This is a genomic window from Nonomuraea sp. NPDC048892 (assembly GCF_040649735.1).
Lineage (GTDB): Bacteria > Actinomycetota > Actinomycetes > Streptosporangiales > Streptosporangiaceae > Nonomuraea > Nonomuraea maheshkhaliensis.
Genome location: NZ_JBEZFZ010000007.1, coordinates 92,765 through 108,001, shown reverse-complemented (window position 1 = coordinate 108,001; position 15,237 = coordinate 92,765). Strand labels below are relative to the sequence as shown.

Annotated in this window: 16 protein-coding genes, 3 pseudogenes and 1 CRISPR repeat array; of the genes and pseudogenes, 9 read left to right on the top strand and 10 right to left on the bottom strand. The window is 68.1% G+C overall.

The features are described from left to right. The first annotated feature begins 76 nt into the window (after positions 1-76). Positions 77-484, top strand: coding sequence for a hypothetical protein (locus AB0C28_RS24510; protein ID WP_358077669.1), 408 nt, complete (start codon positions 77-79; stop codon positions 482-484). Between the two features lie 276 nt (positions 485-760). After that, a CRISPR array of direct repeats spans positions 761-971; the repeat unit is 28 nt; unit sequence GGACCATCCCCGCGTGCGCGGGGAGCAC. A gap of 148 nt (positions 972-1,119) precedes the next feature. On the opposite strand, the pseudogene cas2e reads toward AB0C28_RS24510, so the two are convergent. The 3 genes and pseudogenes from cas2e to AB0C28_RS24495 all read right to left on the bottom strand — a co-directional run. After that, a pseudogene (cas2e, locus tag AB0C28_RS24505) lies at positions 1,120-1,467 on the bottom strand (type I-E CRISPR-associated endoribonuclease Cas2e); the annotation flags it as partial. Continuing rightward, the gene (locus AB0C28_RS24500) at positions 1,464-1,922 is read right to left on the bottom strand and encodes a hypothetical protein (RefSeq protein WP_358077666.1); all 459 of its coding nucleotides are present in this window, start codon (positions 1,920-1,922) and stop codon (positions 1,464-1,466) included. The gene AB0C28_RS24500 and the pseudogene cas2e, both read right to left, overlap by 4 nt. Before the next feature lie 384 nt (positions 1,923-2,306). Continuing rightward, a complete protein-coding gene (locus AB0C28_RS24495) occupies positions 2,307-3,377 on the bottom strand; it encodes a recombinase family protein (RefSeq protein WP_358077663.1) in 1,071 nt (356 codons plus the stop codon). A gap of 511 nt (positions 3,378-3,888) precedes the next feature. Between AB0C28_RS24495 and AB0C28_RS24490 the strand changes: the two genes are divergently transcribed. After that, positions 3,889-4,278 carry a VOC family protein gene (locus AB0C28_RS24490; protein ID WP_358077660.1) on the top strand — a complete coding sequence of 130 codons (390 nt, stop codon included), beginning with the start codon at positions 3,889-3,891 and terminating at the stop codon, positions 4,276-4,278. Between the two features lie 168 nt (positions 4,279-4,446). On the opposite strand, the gene AB0C28_RS24485 is transcribed toward AB0C28_RS24490, so the two are convergent. The 3 genes and pseudogenes from AB0C28_RS24485 to AB0C28_RS24475 all read right to left on the bottom strand — a co-directional run bounded on the left by AB0C28_RS24485 (position 4,447) and on the right by AB0C28_RS24475 (position 7,312). Continuing rightward, positions 4,447-4,929 carry a hypothetical protein gene (locus AB0C28_RS24485; protein ID WP_358077658.1) on the bottom strand — a complete coding sequence of 161 codons (483 nt, stop codon included), beginning with the start codon at positions 4,927-4,929 and terminating at the stop codon, positions 4,447-4,449. Further along, positions 4,926-6,166: pseudogene (locus AB0C28_RS24480) on the bottom strand (glycoside hydrolase family 15 protein). The gene AB0C28_RS24485 and the pseudogene AB0C28_RS24480 overlap by 4 nt, the downstream one beginning before the upstream one ends. A 417-nt stretch (positions 6,167-6,583) precedes the next feature. Next, positions 6,584-7,312, bottom strand: a complete 729-nt coding sequence (locus tag AB0C28_RS24475; RefSeq protein ID WP_358077655.1) for a tyrosine-type recombinase/integrase — start codon at positions 7,310-7,312, stop codon at positions 6,584-6,586. 299 nt (positions 7,313-7,611) lie between these two features. On the opposite strand from AB0C28_RS24475, the gene AB0C28_RS24470 reads away from it, so the two are divergent. The 7 genes from AB0C28_RS24470 (at position 7,612) to AB0C28_RS24440 (ending at position 11,353) form a co-directional block, all read left to right on the top strand. Then, positions 7,612-8,313: a DUF5994 family protein gene (locus tag AB0C28_RS24470; RefSeq protein WP_358078124.1), complete on the top strand. Its 702-nt coding sequence runs from the start codon at positions 7,612-7,614 to the stop codon at positions 8,311-8,313. A gap of 122 nt (positions 8,314-8,435) precedes the next feature. Continuing rightward, positions 8,436-8,759 carry an STAS domain-containing protein gene (locus tag AB0C28_RS24465; RefSeq protein WP_358077652.1) on the top strand — a complete coding sequence of 108 codons (324 nt, stop codon included), beginning with the start codon at positions 8,436-8,438 and terminating at the stop codon, positions 8,757-8,759. After that, a complete protein-coding gene (locus tag AB0C28_RS24460; RefSeq protein WP_358077649.1) occupies positions 8,756-8,998 on the top strand; it encodes a hypothetical protein in 243 nt (80 codons plus the stop codon). Before AB0C28_RS24465 ends, AB0C28_RS24460 begins: the two co-directional genes overlap by 4 nt. After that, entirely contained in the window at positions 8,995-9,447 is a 453-nt protein-coding gene (locus tag AB0C28_RS24455; protein ID WP_358077646.1) for a fatty acid desaturase, read from the top strand. Before AB0C28_RS24460 ends, AB0C28_RS24455 begins: the two co-directional genes overlap by 4 nt. Positions 9,448-9,480: 33 nt before the next feature. Beyond that, the gene (locus AB0C28_RS24450; RefSeq protein ID WP_358077643.1) at positions 9,481-9,783 is read left to right on the top strand and encodes a hypothetical protein; all 303 of its coding nucleotides are present in this window, start codon (positions 9,481-9,483) and stop codon (positions 9,781-9,783) included. Positions 9,784-9,870: 87 nt separating this feature from the next. After that, positions 9,871-10,173, top strand: coding sequence for a hypothetical protein (locus tag AB0C28_RS24445; protein WP_358077640.1), 303 nt, complete (start codon positions 9,871-9,873; stop codon positions 10,171-10,173). A 364-nt stretch (positions 10,174-10,537) separates the two neighbouring features. Next, positions 10,538-11,353, top strand: a complete 816-nt coding sequence (locus AB0C28_RS24440; RefSeq protein WP_358077637.1) for a GAF and ANTAR domain-containing protein — start codon at positions 10,538-10,540, stop codon at positions 11,351-11,353. Positions 11,354-11,511: 158 nt separating this feature from the next. Here AB0C28_RS24440 and AB0C28_RS24435 read toward each other — a convergent pair whose 3' ends face one another. From AB0C28_RS24435 to AB0C28_RS24420, 4 genes and pseudogenes are all read right to left on the bottom strand, one after another. Next, positions 11,512-11,754 (bottom strand): hypothetical protein, encoded by a 243-nt coding sequence (locus AB0C28_RS24435; RefSeq protein ID WP_358077634.1) that lies wholly within the window; start codon positions 11,752-11,754, stop codon positions 11,512-11,514. A gap of 286 nt (positions 11,755-12,040) precedes the next feature. Then, the gene (locus AB0C28_RS24430; protein WP_358078121.1) at positions 12,041-12,280 is read right to left on the bottom strand and encodes a Tn3 family transposase; all 240 of its coding nucleotides are present in this window, start codon (positions 12,278-12,280) and stop codon (positions 12,041-12,043) included. A gap of 112 nt (positions 12,281-12,392) precedes the next feature. Beyond that, positions 12,393-13,277 (bottom strand): annotated as a pseudogene (locus AB0C28_RS24425) (Tn3 family transposase); the annotation flags it as partial. Between the two features lie 109 nt (positions 13,278-13,386). Then, the gene (locus tag AB0C28_RS24420) at positions 13,387-15,069 is read right to left on the bottom strand and encodes a DUF4158 domain-containing protein (protein WP_358077632.1); all 1,683 of its coding nucleotides are present in this window, start codon (positions 15,067-15,069) and stop codon (positions 13,387-13,389) included. Positions 15,070-15,237: the final 168 nt, after the last annotated feature.

The following is a 15,237-nucleotide window of genomic DNA, read 5'->3' as shown; positions in this document are numbered from 1 at the left end:
TGAGGCGGCCCCTCACACCACGGACTGTGAGGCAGCGCCTCACAACAAAACGGAGAACAGAGGGTGGGCGGTAGTCATGGGTACCCCCGCTCGCGGCAAGCACCGTAAGCGCGTTGTGGAGACCGAAGATTTCGTCGCCATGCTGCACCGAATGATCGAAGCGCTCGCCCGCCGACTGGCCGATGATCCAGTCGGGCTCGTACACGTCGAACCGTTGCGCCAACACCTGCGCGACGCGATGAACACCGCCATCGCGATCAACCAGGAGAAGCCGCGCGGCTACTCTTTCGGCGAGCTGGCCACAATCCTCGGCATCAAACGCGAGTCGGTCTACGAACGCGCGATCAAGGGACGCGCGCTGCTGGCAGAGATGCGTACCCGGCTCGGTGTCGTCAGCCTGCGTGAGCACCGCCAGGAACGGCTCGATCGAGCAGGTGTACCCGATCTCCGAAATGTCGGCGGCGGGCGATCATCAGCGCGCTAATTACAGACGCCAGCCGCATAGTGATCAACGGCCGCCCCTGATTCTCATTCGATGTCACTTCCGCCGCTGTGCTGAGATCACCAAGCGGCCTTTACAAAGCAAAGCTACCCGTGCCTGGAGTGCGAGGACCAGGGATGTCCAGGGCCTTGATAAAAAATCAAGGTCCTACCCCATCAGGAAGCGTAGAGCCACCACCATCCCCCACGCATGCGGCTCAAGGTCGAGCGGACTCCTGATAGTCGATCGTTCAACGCGGGACCTCGCTTGACATATCTCGATCATCCCCCGCGTGCGCGGGGAGCACGAACGGGTCCTCAAACTCTCGGAGTGCCAGGAGGGACCATCCCCGCGTGCGCGGGGAGCACTTGTGCTTGTGCTTGCTGAGCCGCCCGTCTTTGGGACCATCCCCGCGTGCGCGGGGAGCACGGGGCCGTGAAGCCGTACGGGAAGCCGTACGACGGACCATCCCCGCGTGCGCGGGGAGCACTCTCGATGACCTGCAGCGTTAGCCCGCCAAGACGCCCAGATCGAGCACTTTCGAGAATTCGGACATTTGGGCACTCTCGATCAATGGCGCGGACGAGAATATCGCCATGCGCCTGCCTACGGTGGCGCATGAAGCAGTTGGTGGGCCAGCGCTGTCCGTAACGGCGACGCTTAGATGCCTTGCTCCATCCGGTAGGGGCAGAGGCCGCCGCGGTTGCCGACCGGTCTTTGGGCCGACGTATCAAGACGAGACCGTCGTGATCGATGGGGTGCCATTTGTGGTCGTGGGTTTCGAAGGCGAATCCCTGCTCGTTGTTGGTGGTGTAGGCGAGCAGAGCGCGTCCGGTGTCCGCGTACTGCTGGACTTCCATCCACAGGGCTTGTCGGATGCGCGCCGACGGCCCGCCGATGAAGACGCCTGGGGAGATTTCCATCAGCCATCGCGTCAGGAAGCCCCGTAGGCCGGCGGGGCAGCGAGTGAGCACGGTGACCATCACCAGGGCACCTCGTCTGCTTGGTCGTCGCCGTAGTTACAGCCCGATTCCAGTTCGATGCCATGGTCGCTTTGCAACGTCACACGATCGACGTCCTCGTCCGCTATCTCATCGGTGGCGCTGTCGGTCAGCAGGAGGTGCTTGATGTCCGTGACGCATCGCTTCAGCAGGACGATCTTGTTGACGTGGTCGCGAATGGCTCGGCGGGTACGAGAGCCGACGTCCTCGGGGTCTTCTGCGGCCACGTCGAAGGCGATGGGGATGGCGATTTCGGTCTTGTAGAGGTCCGCGATGTCCAGCACGAAGGCCAACTCATGCCCGGAGTGGATGAACCCGAGCCCGGGCGCGCAGCCCAGTGCGGTGACCGTGGTCTGTGCAATGCCGTACATGCATTGCGCTGCTGCCGTGACGGCTTGGTTGAGCGGGTCTGTGGCGCTGAAGTCACCGGGGATGTACACCCTGCCGTTCCAGGGGATCGCCCCTGCGCTTCCCTTCGTATCGTGGAGTTCGCATTCCGGCTAAGCCATCCTGGAGAGTGTCCAGGATGTCCAAATTCTCGACAATCACTCCTGGCCTGGCGGTGACCGAGCACCACACGAAAGTCTGCCCAGACTACCTCGCACGGTGGAAACCGATCTTGGACGAGGTCAAGCGCAGGGAAGCAGACGAGCAGAGCGGCCTCAGCGACGACCAGTAGCCGCAGCGTGTGCAGCGCTACGAGGGGTGCGGCCGGAATACACTGGAAACGGGCCGCAGTGCTAGATCGCCGATAGAACGCGCAGGTCAGCGATTGGTTGTTGGGTAGCTGCCTCGGGCGGTGCGAGCAGACTTCAAGTGACCGATTAGGGGCGATCTTGGCGTTGCAACCGTTCGCGAAGCGCGGCCTCTGCCGGTGATGGTTCCTGATCTTGCTGCCGGACACGGGCCCTGTGTGGGCGAGGCACGTCATCGGTCAGATGGAGGGCGACGTAGTCGGTGTGGGCAGCCTGGATGGCTTCGGGGTAGGCCTGGGCCTTGTCGTGTTCGGCCAGGGCGCGGTAGATGCTGGCCAGGCTGGGGTTGTGGCCTTTGCGTTTGCCGGTGGGGATGATCAGATCAGGGCGGATGGCTTCGACGGATTCGCCTGCGGCGCGGCGGCGGAGCACGGTGTGCAGCATGTCGTCGGTGATGACGGGTGGGCGGCCGCCGTGTTTGCCCTTGCGGGCGGCGGCGTCGAGGCCTTCGAGGGTGGCTTCGCGGACGTTTTCGCGTTCGGTTTCGGCCATGGCGGCGAAGAAGGCGAACAGGATGCGGCCGGGGCCGGTGGGGTCGTAGATGCCGGGCAGGGGGCCGGCGAGCATTTCCAGGACCAGGCCGTGGGCGAGTAGGTGGTCGGCCAGGGCGGTGAGTTCGGCGGCGTCGCGGCCGAGCCGCTTCATCTCATACACGGTCAGGATGACGCGGCAGTGCGGGGCGTGTGCCTTGATCTGGCGGGCCAACTCCAGAGCGGCCTCGAACTGGGGACGGACCCGGACGCGGCTGCTGACCTTTTCGGCGAAGATCTTGTCGCGGCCGATGCCGTGCGCGGCCAGGGCGTCCAGTTGGGATTGGAGTTCCTGGGTGAGGGTCGAGCAGCGGGCGTAGCCGATGCGGATGTCGGTCGAGGGCGCGTCGGGGACGACGGCCAGTGGGACGGGTATGCCGGGACGCCACGGCTGGCCGGGTCCGCGGTCGGCGGGGGTGGGCACGCGCAGCAGCTTGGCCAGGCGGGGCACTTTCGTGAAGCGGCCGGTGTGGTAGGTGCCGGCGATGGCGCCGCCCCGCGAGCGGCAGGGCGAGCCGGGCTGGACGCCGCAGCGGGGGCAGGGGTGACGCTCAACGTCGTCGGCGTCGCTGGCGGAGGACTCCGCGGGGCCCGGGGTGGGGGTCGGCATGCCTCTGATGCTCTCACAAACATTTCCCAGAAGTATTGTTTCCCGCATTTGCATGAGAACGAGTTTTGAGAATGAATCGAAGACCGCCGAGAACCCTTCCACACGTTTTCGATCTTGCTCTGGGAATGAATCGTTTGTGAGAATGCGGCTCTCCGGAGGGGCTGGCGTAGGACATGGTCTCAGCCAACGGGCTCGGATTGAAGTGGCAAGACCCAGTGGGTCAGGGAGCGCAGATTGAACCCCCTGTTTGATCCATCGGGGATCGAGCTCCCGTCGTACCAAAACTGGCGAGTCGGGGCCGGAGCACTTCTGCGGGGTAGCGTAGAAGGGACCGTATCCGAACAGCGGGCATTTCGCGCTTGCGAAGGAAGATCGGGGGCAGGGCATGGAACCGGGTTCTGCGTCCGGGTCTGGCCGCCGGGATTCTGATGCGGACAGAATCCATGTACAGCCGGGAGATGCCCAGGAAAACCATCCGGTAGCGGCCGCCCCACGCGTGCAGTTGGCGTCGGTGGTGATGTTCGTCCGCGATTTGGACGTCAGCGTGGATTTCTACCGCAGGCTTTTGGGGATGGAGGTCACGGTCCGCAGTCCTACCGCCGCTCTGCTGGTCAACGCGGACGGTCTGCAGGTATACCTTCGCGCGGTGGGGGCGGACACCACCCATTCGCTGGGCAACGTCGGCGTTCAGTACGTGATCTGGACCGCGGCTGACGAGGAGGATCTGTGGCGCTGCGAAAGCTTCTTGAAAGAGGCGAAGGCCCATGTCCACACGCGGACCGGTGACGGCTTCACTCTGGTTGAGGGCAGTGATCCCAGTGGTGCGCCGGTGATGGTGGCCTATCCCGGCCCCGACGTGGCAGTGCGGACGCGGATCATGCCGCGGGTCTATGCGTGGTGAGCGGTGCTCATACGGGCGGATGATGGCCTTCATCCTCAGCAGTTGTCGGAGGGGTTTCTCTGCGCCGCCGAAGCCTCGGCCCCGCCCCACGGTGGCCTTGCCAACGGCGCAGGACCGCCAGGGCGTGTTTCTGTCGGGTACTCCTGTACGTGATCGTTGTGTTGCTTCTCAGCCGGGCCAAGTGGTGAAGCCACCGACGATGGCGCCGTAGGCGAGATGCGCGAGTAGGGTGACGGCGGGTGTGCCGGGGCCGTAGTTGAGCATGAGGAAGCCGGGAGGTTCGAGCAGTGCGACGTCGGGGGCGCTGGTGTGGGGAGTGCCCATCCGCGGGTGTACGAGAGGCAGCAGGATGCTGACCAGTGCGGTGGCGGCGAACAGGCCGTGGAGAAGGCCGAAAATGGCGCCCAGCCACCAGCTGCTGTAGCCGATGGCGGTGAAGATCGCGCAGTAGAGCAGGGCGATTCTCTGACCGTTGACGAAGTGCGCGTCGTAGCCGAGGGCCTTGGCGCGCGTCCGGTCGCTGGTGAAAGCGGTGCCGAGCAGAAACGGCAGGTCGATCCGCGTGAGATGGAAGGCGCTGGCTGCGCGCATGCCGGTGGTCAGCACCACGGTGCCGACGAACCCGCCTGCCAGTGCCGCCCAGATGCTCATCGGGTGGCCTGCTCGATGGCGCAGGCGGCGCTGACCAGGGCCAGGTGGGACAGGCCCTGGGGCAGGTTGCCGAGGAAGGCACCGGTGGCCGGGTCGATTTCCTCGCTGTAGAGGCCGACGTCGTTGGCCAGGGCGACGAGTTGTTGCATGAGGTGGGCGGCCTCGTCGAGGTGGCCGCATCGGGCAAGGGCCTCGGCGAGCCAGAAAGAGCAGGCCAGGAAGGCGCCCTCGCTGCCGGGCAGGCCGTCGGGGCCGAGGTAGCGGTGGACGTAAGGGCCGTCTTGCAAAGTCCGCTGGATGGCGGCGACGGTGCCGTGCATGCGAGAGTCGTCGGGCGCGCGGTAGCCGTGGAGCAGGCCGAGCAGGAGGCTCGCGTCCAGGTCGTCCTTTCGGCGGAGCGCACGTAGCTGTTCAGCCGCGGGCTGAAGCAGCGGGTTTCGACGAACGTGGCGATGGCGTGGCGGTGGCGCTGCCAACGGTCGGTGTGCCGGTCGGGGATCAGCTGCTGTTTGGCCAGGTCGAGGGCGCGGTCCAGGGCGATCCAGCACATCATCTTGGACTGGGTGAAGTGCTCGGGGCGGCTGCGGACCTCCCAGATGCCCGCGTCGGGCTGTTGCCAGGCGGTGCAGACGAAGTCGGCGGTCTCGGCCAGCCTGCGGGCGATGTCGGCATCGAGCCGGTGGCCTCCGGCGGCGTACAGCCATGCGGTCTGCAGCAGTTCCCCGTAGGTGTCGAGCTGCAACTGGCCGGCGGCGGCGTTGCCGACGCGCACGGGCGCCGAGCCGCGGTAGCCCGACAAGGCCAGCGTCCGCTCAGGGGCGCGGGCGCCGCCGTCGAGGCGGTACAGGACGTTCAGGCGGGGATGGGTGAGCTGGGAGGCGTGCATCAGCCACCAAAAGTAACCGGTCGCCTCCGGTGCGCAGCCCAGTTTCAGTAAGGCCTGCAGGGTGAAGGCGGAGTCGCGGATCCAGCTGAAGCGGTAATCCCAGTTGCGGTTGCCGCCGATGCGTTCGGGCAGCGAGCAGGTCGCGGCGGCGGCGACCGCGCCGGAGGGAGCGAAGACCAGGAGCTTGAGGGCCAGGGCGCTGCGCAGCACCGCTTCGCGCCATGGTCCGGTGTAGGTGCGGTTGTCCGTCCATTGCCGCCAGGTGGCGGTGGTGTGCTGCAGGCGGGACTCGCACTCCGCGCGGGCGGGAAGCACCAGCGGTTCCTGATCCGCGTACGGCAGTGCGATCATGGCGCGGGTGCCGACATCGGCCCGGAACTGGGCGGTGATGGCCTCGGCTGTGCACTGCGGTTGTCCCGCGTCCCAGGCGCAGACCGCGACCGCGTCGGGACCGCAGGTGGCCACCGGAACGCCCGCGCGGTGCGCAAGGCGCGAGGCGCGGGTGCCGTAGCCGAAACGCGGCTGGACGCTCCAGCGCATGGCGACGCTGCCCGCCAACCCCTCGATCCGCCGCAGGAGTTCCCGCCCGGGCGCTAGCGAGCGGGTGTCGGGCACACTCAGCGTGTCGGTCAGCAGGACCGTGCCGCCTGCGGTGGTGAACGTCGTCTCCAGCACATTGGTGCCAGGGCAGGTAGGGGTGCCGGTAAGAACCTTGTCAGGAGCCCCAAACCGGGTTGATCTTGTTCTCGATGGTCACTTCCGGCTTCGTTAATGATCGGTGATGAGCGCGTCCAGGGCGGCGGCCTTGTCGGCCTCGGTGGGCAAGGCGTACCGGCGGGTGGTGTCCAGAGAGCCGTGGCCGAGGAGCTCGGCGACCAGGATGGGGTCTTTGCCGTCGCGGATGAGCTGGGTGGCGAAGGTGTGGCGCAGCACGTGCGGGCCGAAGGGTTCGGTGGGGTCATCGTTGATACCGCAGGCTTCCCCGAGGCCGGTGATGATGTCGCGGGCGGCGCGGTCAGTCAGGCGGCCGCCGCGCTGGTTGAGGAACACCGCGGTGCTGTCGGCGCCTTTCCATTCGGCGCGGGCCTGGAGCCAGGCGGTCAGGGCCTGGCGGAGGTCGGGGTGGACGGGCAGGTGGCGGATCTTGCCGCCGTCGCGGCCCTTGCCGCGGATGCGCAGTTCGCCCTTGCGGGCTGACAAGCGGATGTCGGCCAGGTCGAGGCCGACGACTTCGGCGATGCGCAGGCCGGCGAAGTAGGGCAGCAGGGCGAGGGCTTTGTCGCGTGGGGCGGCGGTGAGCTGGACGTGGCGGACGTAGCGGCGGGCCCGCCGCTCGTCCAGGGCGCGGGGTGCGGTGCGGCGGGACTCGCGTTCACGCCGGGCCTGCGGCTTGCCGAGGCCGCGGCGGGCGTAGAAGTCGTCGATGGCCGACAGGTAGGTGTCGATGGTGTTGGGGGCACGCCGGCCGTTCTTCAGGTGGCGGCGGAAGTCGCGCACCGCGCCGGTGGCCGCGATGGGGTCGGTGAGCGGGTCGCCGTCGGCCTGGTCGGCGAGCCAGGCCAGGTAGCCGCGCAGCCGCGAGCGGTACTTGTTCTTGCTGGAGTCGGCCAGTGGTGAGCGCTCGAGCGCGGCGGGCGTACTGGTCGAGGATCGCCGCGTACGGGCCGGGCAGCGCGACCGCTCGCGACCGGCTGGTGTTTCCGGAAGCTGTTCCGGAGGGCTGGCAGATCTCTACGGGTGCGTTTCCGGAAGTCACTCCCGGATTCTACTTCCGGAATCGCGCAATTCCGGAAGTCATGACGTACACTGAAGGTACCGAGGTCTTTTCGAGCGTTGGCAGTCAGGTCTGCGTCGCCCCCGGCGAACCACCACCGGCCCTCTTCGCAGGGCCCGGACAGGTCAGGCAGATCATGACGCCGACGCTTCACTCTCACTCCGAGCGGCTCAGCGCCGCCTCCTCCGCAGTCCCTCAGGTCGATTCCGCGCTACGCCTCAGTCTCCGGCCGGTGCCGAATCGGCGGGCGGTGGTGGACGGGGCCTGGTGGCCCTCCTCCCGTGACGCGGCCGCCGAGCTGCCCGGCCTCATCGCCGCCGTCGACCGGCTGCTGGATCGCATCACGCTCCGCATCGGCGTCCATGGCGATGCGTGGCACAACATCCCGCGCCGCATCCCGGCACGCGGGCGCCAGGTCCGCATCGGCTGGTTCCGCCACACCGACCCGCGCGTGATCACGCTCAGCTTCGCCGCCGGCGAACCGGTCGTCCTGCTGATCATCCCTGCGGGCACCGCCGCCGCTGCCGCCGAGGCCACGCTCACGCTCACCGCCCAGGACATCGCCGGCTTGAGCATCGACGCCATCCTCACCCTCGCGCACCTGCCGGGCGACTCCGCTCCGCGTGCCAGGGCCGACGGCCCGGCCCGCTGGGAGGACGAGGGCGGGCCGGTCATCGGACAGCCGGCGCGGCCATCCATGGGACGGCCGGCAGCATTGCAGTGACCCCGGGTGCCGCCTGCCGGCCGGATCGAGCGGTCCTGGCACCGCCCGTACTGGCGGCGGGCCGATCTCCGGCCGGCAGGCATTTCATCCCACTTTCAGCTTCTCCCGTGAGGAGACCTTCCATGATCGTCATCGACACCGCCCCGCTCGCCGGGGCCAGCGCCTCGGCGCCGACCCTCGTGCATCTGTCGGGGGAAATCGACATCTTCACCACAGCCCGGCTGCGCAAGCGGCTGATCAACGCCCTCGACCACAGCACCGACCTGCTCGTCCTGGATCTGTCCCGGGTCACCTTCTGCGGGGCAGGAGGGCTGGGCGTGCTGGTCGGCGTGCAACGCCGTGCCCGGGCGCGGGGCATCACGCTGGCCCTGACCGGCGTTCCGCCGCGCATGGGCCGGCTGCTACGCATCACCGGCCTGGACCACCGCCTCCCGGTCATGGCGTGACCGGCATGCCGAGCGCCACCCGCACCACCGCCGAGGCGGGCTATGACGGCAATGCGCCGTTCCCCCGCCCGGCTGCGCCCGCGCGGGCCGGCATCGTCGCGGTGACGCTGACCGCCGCGATCGTCATCGCGCCGTTCATCGCGCTGGGCGCCGGCATCTGGCTGGCGTGGGGAAGCGGGATCACTCTCACCGACCTGCTGCTGGCCACCATCTTCTATGTGGTGACGGGGCTGGCGTGACGGTCGGCTTCCACCGGCTGCTGACCCACCGCTCCTTCACCGCCCGCCCGTGGCTGCGCGTCGTCCTGGCCGTGGCCGGGTCGATGAGCTTTCAGGGCAACCTCATCGATTGGGTGGCCGTCCATCTCCGCCACCACGCCTTCACCGACCGGCCCGGCGACCCCCACTCCCCCTACCGCTACGGCACTCATCTCGGCGGGCAACTGCGCGGCCTGGCCCACGCCCACCTGGGCTGGCTGTTTTCCAGCGAGCCCACCTCGGCGGCACGGTATGCCCCCGACCTGCTGCGCAACGATCCGGCCATGCTCCGCATCTCCCGCGCCTTCCCCGCCTGGTGTGCCGCCTCCCTCATCCTGCCGTTCGCCGCGGGCTGGGCGATCAGCGGCAGCCTGTACGGTGCTCTGACCGCGTTCATCTGGGCCGGCCTGGTCCGCATCGCCCTGCTGTAGCACGTCACCTGGAGCGTCAACTTCCTGTGTCACATGATCGGTGACCGACCGCACACCACCCGCCGCCACGACCGCTCCACCGACCTGTGGCCGCTGGCGCTGCTGTCCTTCGGGGAAAGCTGGCACAACGGCCACCACAGTCAGCCCGGCTGCGCCCGGCACGGCCGCGGCCCCCGCCAGATCGACCCCTCCGCCGCGCTCATCCGCCTGTTCGAACGCCTGCGCTGGGCCACCAACGTGTGCTGGCATCCCGCCGACGTCCTCGGCCACCCACGCATGGTGGCCGGCAAGCACACACTGCGCACCACCCCAACCACCCTGGCGCCGCACCGATAGCCGCCGACCCGGCCCCAGCGTCCCGTCGTGAAACGACGATTGCTGACTGAGCGTCCTTACGCGAAACCAACAACGGCGAGGTGAACAATGGTGAACGCCCCACCTGCGCAACAGCCGGGTTGCGATGGTGGCGAGGACCAGGCCCTGCCCAGCGTGTTGAAGGCGATCGGCCCAGCCGCGCGCACCCTCGCCCTTCACAACGCGATAAGCACGACCTGCCACGGTGACCGGCAGCGGCTCGCCGCCTATCTGGAGGCGATGACCCCGGATCAGCTCGTTGAGGTAGTCGCCGCCGCGAGGCTGCTCTGCACCGAGGCCGACCACGCCCTCACCAGCAAAGCACCAGGCGGATGCGCGTTACCGACCGATCCGGCCCCCGACGGCTCCTGACCACCCGCCCACCACTCCTCACCTGACCCCAGGTGCACTCGGCTCTGGACACACGGCCCGGGACGGGCACCTGAGCCCACATACTCGCGCTCAGCCGCCCATGACCCGCAGCCTGCCCGGCGCCGGCGCGTAGAGTTCCGGGTATAGGCCAGTTGCCAACTGGCGGTAAGACCATTTGGACGGGACCCGGCAGGAAATCAGACCTTCGGTGTCCCTCGGGTGATGCGCCAGGAAAGGGGACGTGTCGCCGGGCCGCATAGAGAACGCTTCTCACAGGCGGCCCAGATGCGACCGGGCGCCGCGCGGCGGCGCCAGAACCCCTGCTATCTGGCGAGGTCTTCCCCTCGTCCACGGAGGAGCCCGCATGGGCCCGACAGGCGAACCTTTCAACAATGACCCCGCAGACCCAGACGCCGCAAACCAAGCCACGCCCGACCCGGACGGCCTGCCGGAGGGCTACCTGCACGAGCTGGCCGGCGTGCTGCTGGCCACCAGCCCCATCGACGCCGCCCTGAACGAACTGGCCGTCGCCGCCTCCCGGATCACTCCCGGCGCGCCAATGGCCGGCGTCACCCTGCGCCTGGAAGGCCGGGTGAGCACGGTGGCCTCCTCCGAGGCCCACGCGCTGAGGGTCGATGAGATCCAATACGACAACGGCCCCGACGGCGGCCCCTGCCTGCAGGCCATCGACACCGGCCAGATCGTGATCGCCGGCGACCTGGCCACCGAACCCCGCTGGGGCGCCTACCCCGCCCACCTGCTCGCCCACGGCCTGCGCAGCGTCTTCTCCCACCCTCTGAACACCGGCGAAAAGGTGATCGGCGCGCTGAACATGTACGCCACCACCCCCGCCGAGACCGCCTTCACTCCCCCCGCCCGCCACGCCATCGCCCGCGTCGCCACCCACACCGGCCTGCTGCTGCACGCCGTGCTGCAAGCCGCCCGCCACACCCAGGTCACCAACCAGTTCCGTCAGGCGCTCACCCAGCGCGCCATCATCGAGCAAGCCGTCGGCATCCTGATGGGCCAGCGCCGCTGCACCGCCCCCGACGCGTTCGCGATCATGCGCCAGGCGTCGCAGAGCCGCAACCGCCGCCTGCGTGACATCGCCACCGACATCATCGAATCCTTCACCGGCCAGCCCCCCGCGCGGCCCTCACCCTTCATCGACCCGCCATAAGCACCCTAGGCCCCCGCAACGCCTCGGCCCGCCGCGCGGAGCCGACACGCAGGAAGAGCAACCAGGCAAGCCGTCCGGCGGCGAGTCAGCGCCCGCGCGCCCAAGCTTTTGACCTTGCCCGGTCAAGGCAAGACGCGTCAGGAGCCCGCATGTCGGGATCAGATGTCAGGACGGCGATCATCCTGCCCGTCCGGGGCGCCGGTCTTCGGGAAGTTCTGAGCCGGGGCAGCGCCGGGCAAGCCGTCCCGGCGGCACCGCTCCGCGCGCGCACGAGCGGCCGCCGCGCGCTGCCCGGCCCGCTCCGCCCGGGCCCTGGCGGCCTCGGCGCGTTCGGCGGCCAGGCGGGCACTTCGCCGAAACTGTTCGGCGGCGCTCTGCCCGAGGTCCCTGCGGCCCTCCACCCGCTCAGTATCCGCCCGCCGGCACGCCCATCCATCCTCAATGGCCAGACCCGGCCAAGCGGGTGCGGGGAAGGCCGAGAGCCTGCTCTGCGCACAATCCAGTTGACAGGGCAACGCCAACAGCTGTTCGGGTACGCAAAACGCCTTCTGCGAGACCGACGAGCTCCCCTCAACCACCCATGATCACCATTCGCAACCAAGCACTTACGACGGGCCTTGGCGCCGGGGCCCGGTGCGCGTCGTCCTGCCAGGAAGGCGCGCACCAGCCCCTACCACGATCATGAAGCTAGTCCGGGTTGCCCACCTCCGGTGCCTGCGCAGCGCCGCCGAGCGAAAGGCGCTTGGCCACATCCAGCCGTACCTCGCCGTAGGGCTGGACGTGCTGCCAGAACAGCGGGGTCAGGCCGCGCTGGTCGGCGGGCTTGAGCAGGGTGGCCCATTCGGGATCGGCCAGGACGTCCTGCAGCATCAGGGTGTTGATGTACACGAGCGCGGCCTGCAGGATGCGCAGACACAACACGCTCATCTCCAACTCCTCGCGCCGGTTGGTGGAGATGTCGCCCGCCCTTGCCGTAGAAGATGACCGAGTTCGCGCCGTTGAAGGACTCCACCACGTTGAGCCCTTTCTGGATCTCCCGCTGGAGCGCGCGCAGGCGCAGGTAGCGGGCGACGAAGATGGTCTTCTGCGCGCGGCCGACCTCCAGCATGGCCTGGTAGGTCGGGTGGGAGGCAGACTCGGTGAAGCGGCGCAGAATGGCCTCGGTGGAGGCGGTGCCCTGCTTGATCGCGGTGGCGTATTTGATCATCTGGTCGTAGTTCTGCTCGATCAGTTCCCAGCGGATCGGCCGGGTCATCGCCGGCGTCAGGCGCGGGTACAGGTCGCTTTCGCCGCTCTCGACCCGGTACAGCTTGACCTTGTTGATCTGCTTGATGCGCGGCAGCAGGTCAAAGCCCAAGAACCTGGACACGCCGAACCCGATTTCGGTCTGGCCGTGGGAGTCCACATAGTTGCCCTCGATCTTCATCGTGGTGCCGTGCCGGACCGCGCCCTCGATCATCGCGTGCACCTCCGAGGCCGAGGCGCGCAGGGTCTGGGAGTGCACCACCATGGACCCGCGCTCGCTGTGCCAGTAGATGAGGATGCCGCGGCCGCCGTACCGCGAATGCCATTCGGTGAAAATATTCTGATCGTAGGCGCGCACGTGCGTGGAGTCGGAGGCGACGGTGGTCGTCCCCTTGCCCCACAACTCCACGTCCCGGGCGGTGAAGGTGGCGTTCGCGATGGCGATCGCGATGTCGGTGGCGACCTGCGGGGTCAGATAGCGGCGCCTGACGTAGCGGATGTCGTCTTCGCTGTGGGCATGGCCACCGGAAGCCACGGCCCGGATCCCGGTGTTGGTGCCGTACCCGAAGATCGCGAGCATCAGCCGCTCGGCCAGGACGTCGGGCTTGAGGCTGGAGCCGCCCACCACCGAGGTGACCGCCTTCAGGCAGCCGGTACGCAGCACCGCCTCTTTGAGCATGTCGATCAGCGGGACCGAGCCCCAGCGCCGGCTCGCCTCGTTCTTGATCCGGCGCAGGTTCCGCGGCTCATCCGCCGGGCCGAGCTTCGTCAGCTTGATCGCGCCTGACTTACGCTCGGAGATGGCCAACCAGTCCAGCTTCGGCAGCACGGTGTCGAGCGCCTCCAGCTCGGCGCGCATCTCGGCCTTCAACTCGGCGATGAAGCCCTTGGGGGTCCAGCGGCTTGCGCAGCTGGGCGTAGTTCTCCACGCGGCGGGCGGCGAAATCCTTGGGCAGGTCCTCCTCTGGGTCGCAGAAGGAGTGGGCGCCGACCACCCAGATCTCCTTGCAGCGCAGGGCTTCGCGCAGCGCCTGGAAGGTGACGATCTCGTACACCATCCGCCCCACCCGCCAGCGCCTGCGCTTGTCGTTCTTGAACACCAGGTTCTCCCAGTCGCCGGCGGTGCCGCGGTGTTCGGGCACCACCTCGCCGCGCGGGTAGTAGGTGGTGTTGCCCGCCTTGGCGTAGCGGCGGATCAACGCCAGCGCCTCGATCACCGGCTGGTAGGCGGTGTTGTTGCTCTTGAACTCCAAGGTGTCCAGCAGCGCGATCAGGCCGCGCCGGTATTGGTTGGTGTAGGACGCACGCAGCGTGGTCTGCACCGTGGTGCGGTAGGCCGGCCCCTTGGTCTTGAACTCGTGCACCAGGTCCTTGAGCGTCTCCTCGCCACCACTGACGGCCGGGAAGATGACCTGGCGGACCGGATCGTCAGGCTGGCCGAGCGCGGCGTCGGCGACCTTGAACAGGATGTTCTCCTTCCCGGTCACCCGCTTGAACACGTTGATCAGCTCCTTGGTCACCTTGCTGTCGGCCCGCGCCTTGATCCGATGCACGGTGGCGATCAGTAACTCCACCAGCGTGTCGGTGATCTCCCGCTCCCGCTCGTGGATCAGCGCCGCCAGCAGCAAGACGGTCAGCTCGCGCCGGTGCGTGCGCATGTGAGAGGGCGCTTCCACCGCCGCCCGGGCCCGCCAGGCGGCCAGCACCTTGGGCGCCACATCAGCGAACAACCCGGGCGGCAGCACGATCGGACGCGCCGCCGCCAGCTTGCGGATCTCGGTCATCATCGACTCCAGGCTCACGTTGTCCGGCGCGGACCTGATCAACGCCAGAAGGTCGGAGTCGATGTCGTCGTCCTCGGACGTCTCGCCGGTGAGCTCCTGGCCGGCGCCGGCCGCCGCGCGGCTGACATCGTCGAGGCCGACCAGCGCGCAGATGCGCTGCGTGCTCTCGGGACTCAGCCGGGAGGTGATCCGCATCGACCAGGTCACTTCGGCGTTGTGCAGGGCCGAGGCCACGATCCGGGAGATCCGCCCAGGCGCCGGCGGTTCGATCCGCTCCTCGCGCAGATGCTTGAGCAGCTCCTCCCGGACCCGTTCAGGCCGCCGCTCGGCGTGCGCGACCTCCTCGGCCAGCCACACCGCCAGCTTGGTCGCATCCGCCGTCGTGCAGGTACGAAAGCCCAGATGCGTACGGATCTGGCTGCGGTGGTACTCAATCGTGGAGCCGGACCACTCATAGAAGCCGAACTCTGACGCAGGCACCTGGACCTGCTTGGCCACGTGCTCGACCACGTCGTCCGGCAGCTCCGAGCGACCACGCGGGAACCGGCCGTGCTGCGTATAGAACTTCAGCAAGATCGCGAAGCCGAGCCGCGTGGCATCGCGCTTTCCGGCGATCAGGCCGCGCTCTTCGTCCAGGATCGTCCCGTGCTCGACCAACTCGTCGATGCGCATCGGGGGGTGTTCCATGACGGCCCAGCATTGACCAGGCACGTCACAACAAGATCAACGCCGTTTGGGGCTCACGACAAGCTTCTTACCGGCACCCCAGGTAGCGGCGCTCTGCGGTGTAGGGCACGTAAGGCTGCAGCAGGAACCTGCCGCCGAACGTGCGGTCGAGCAACGCGGCGAACACGG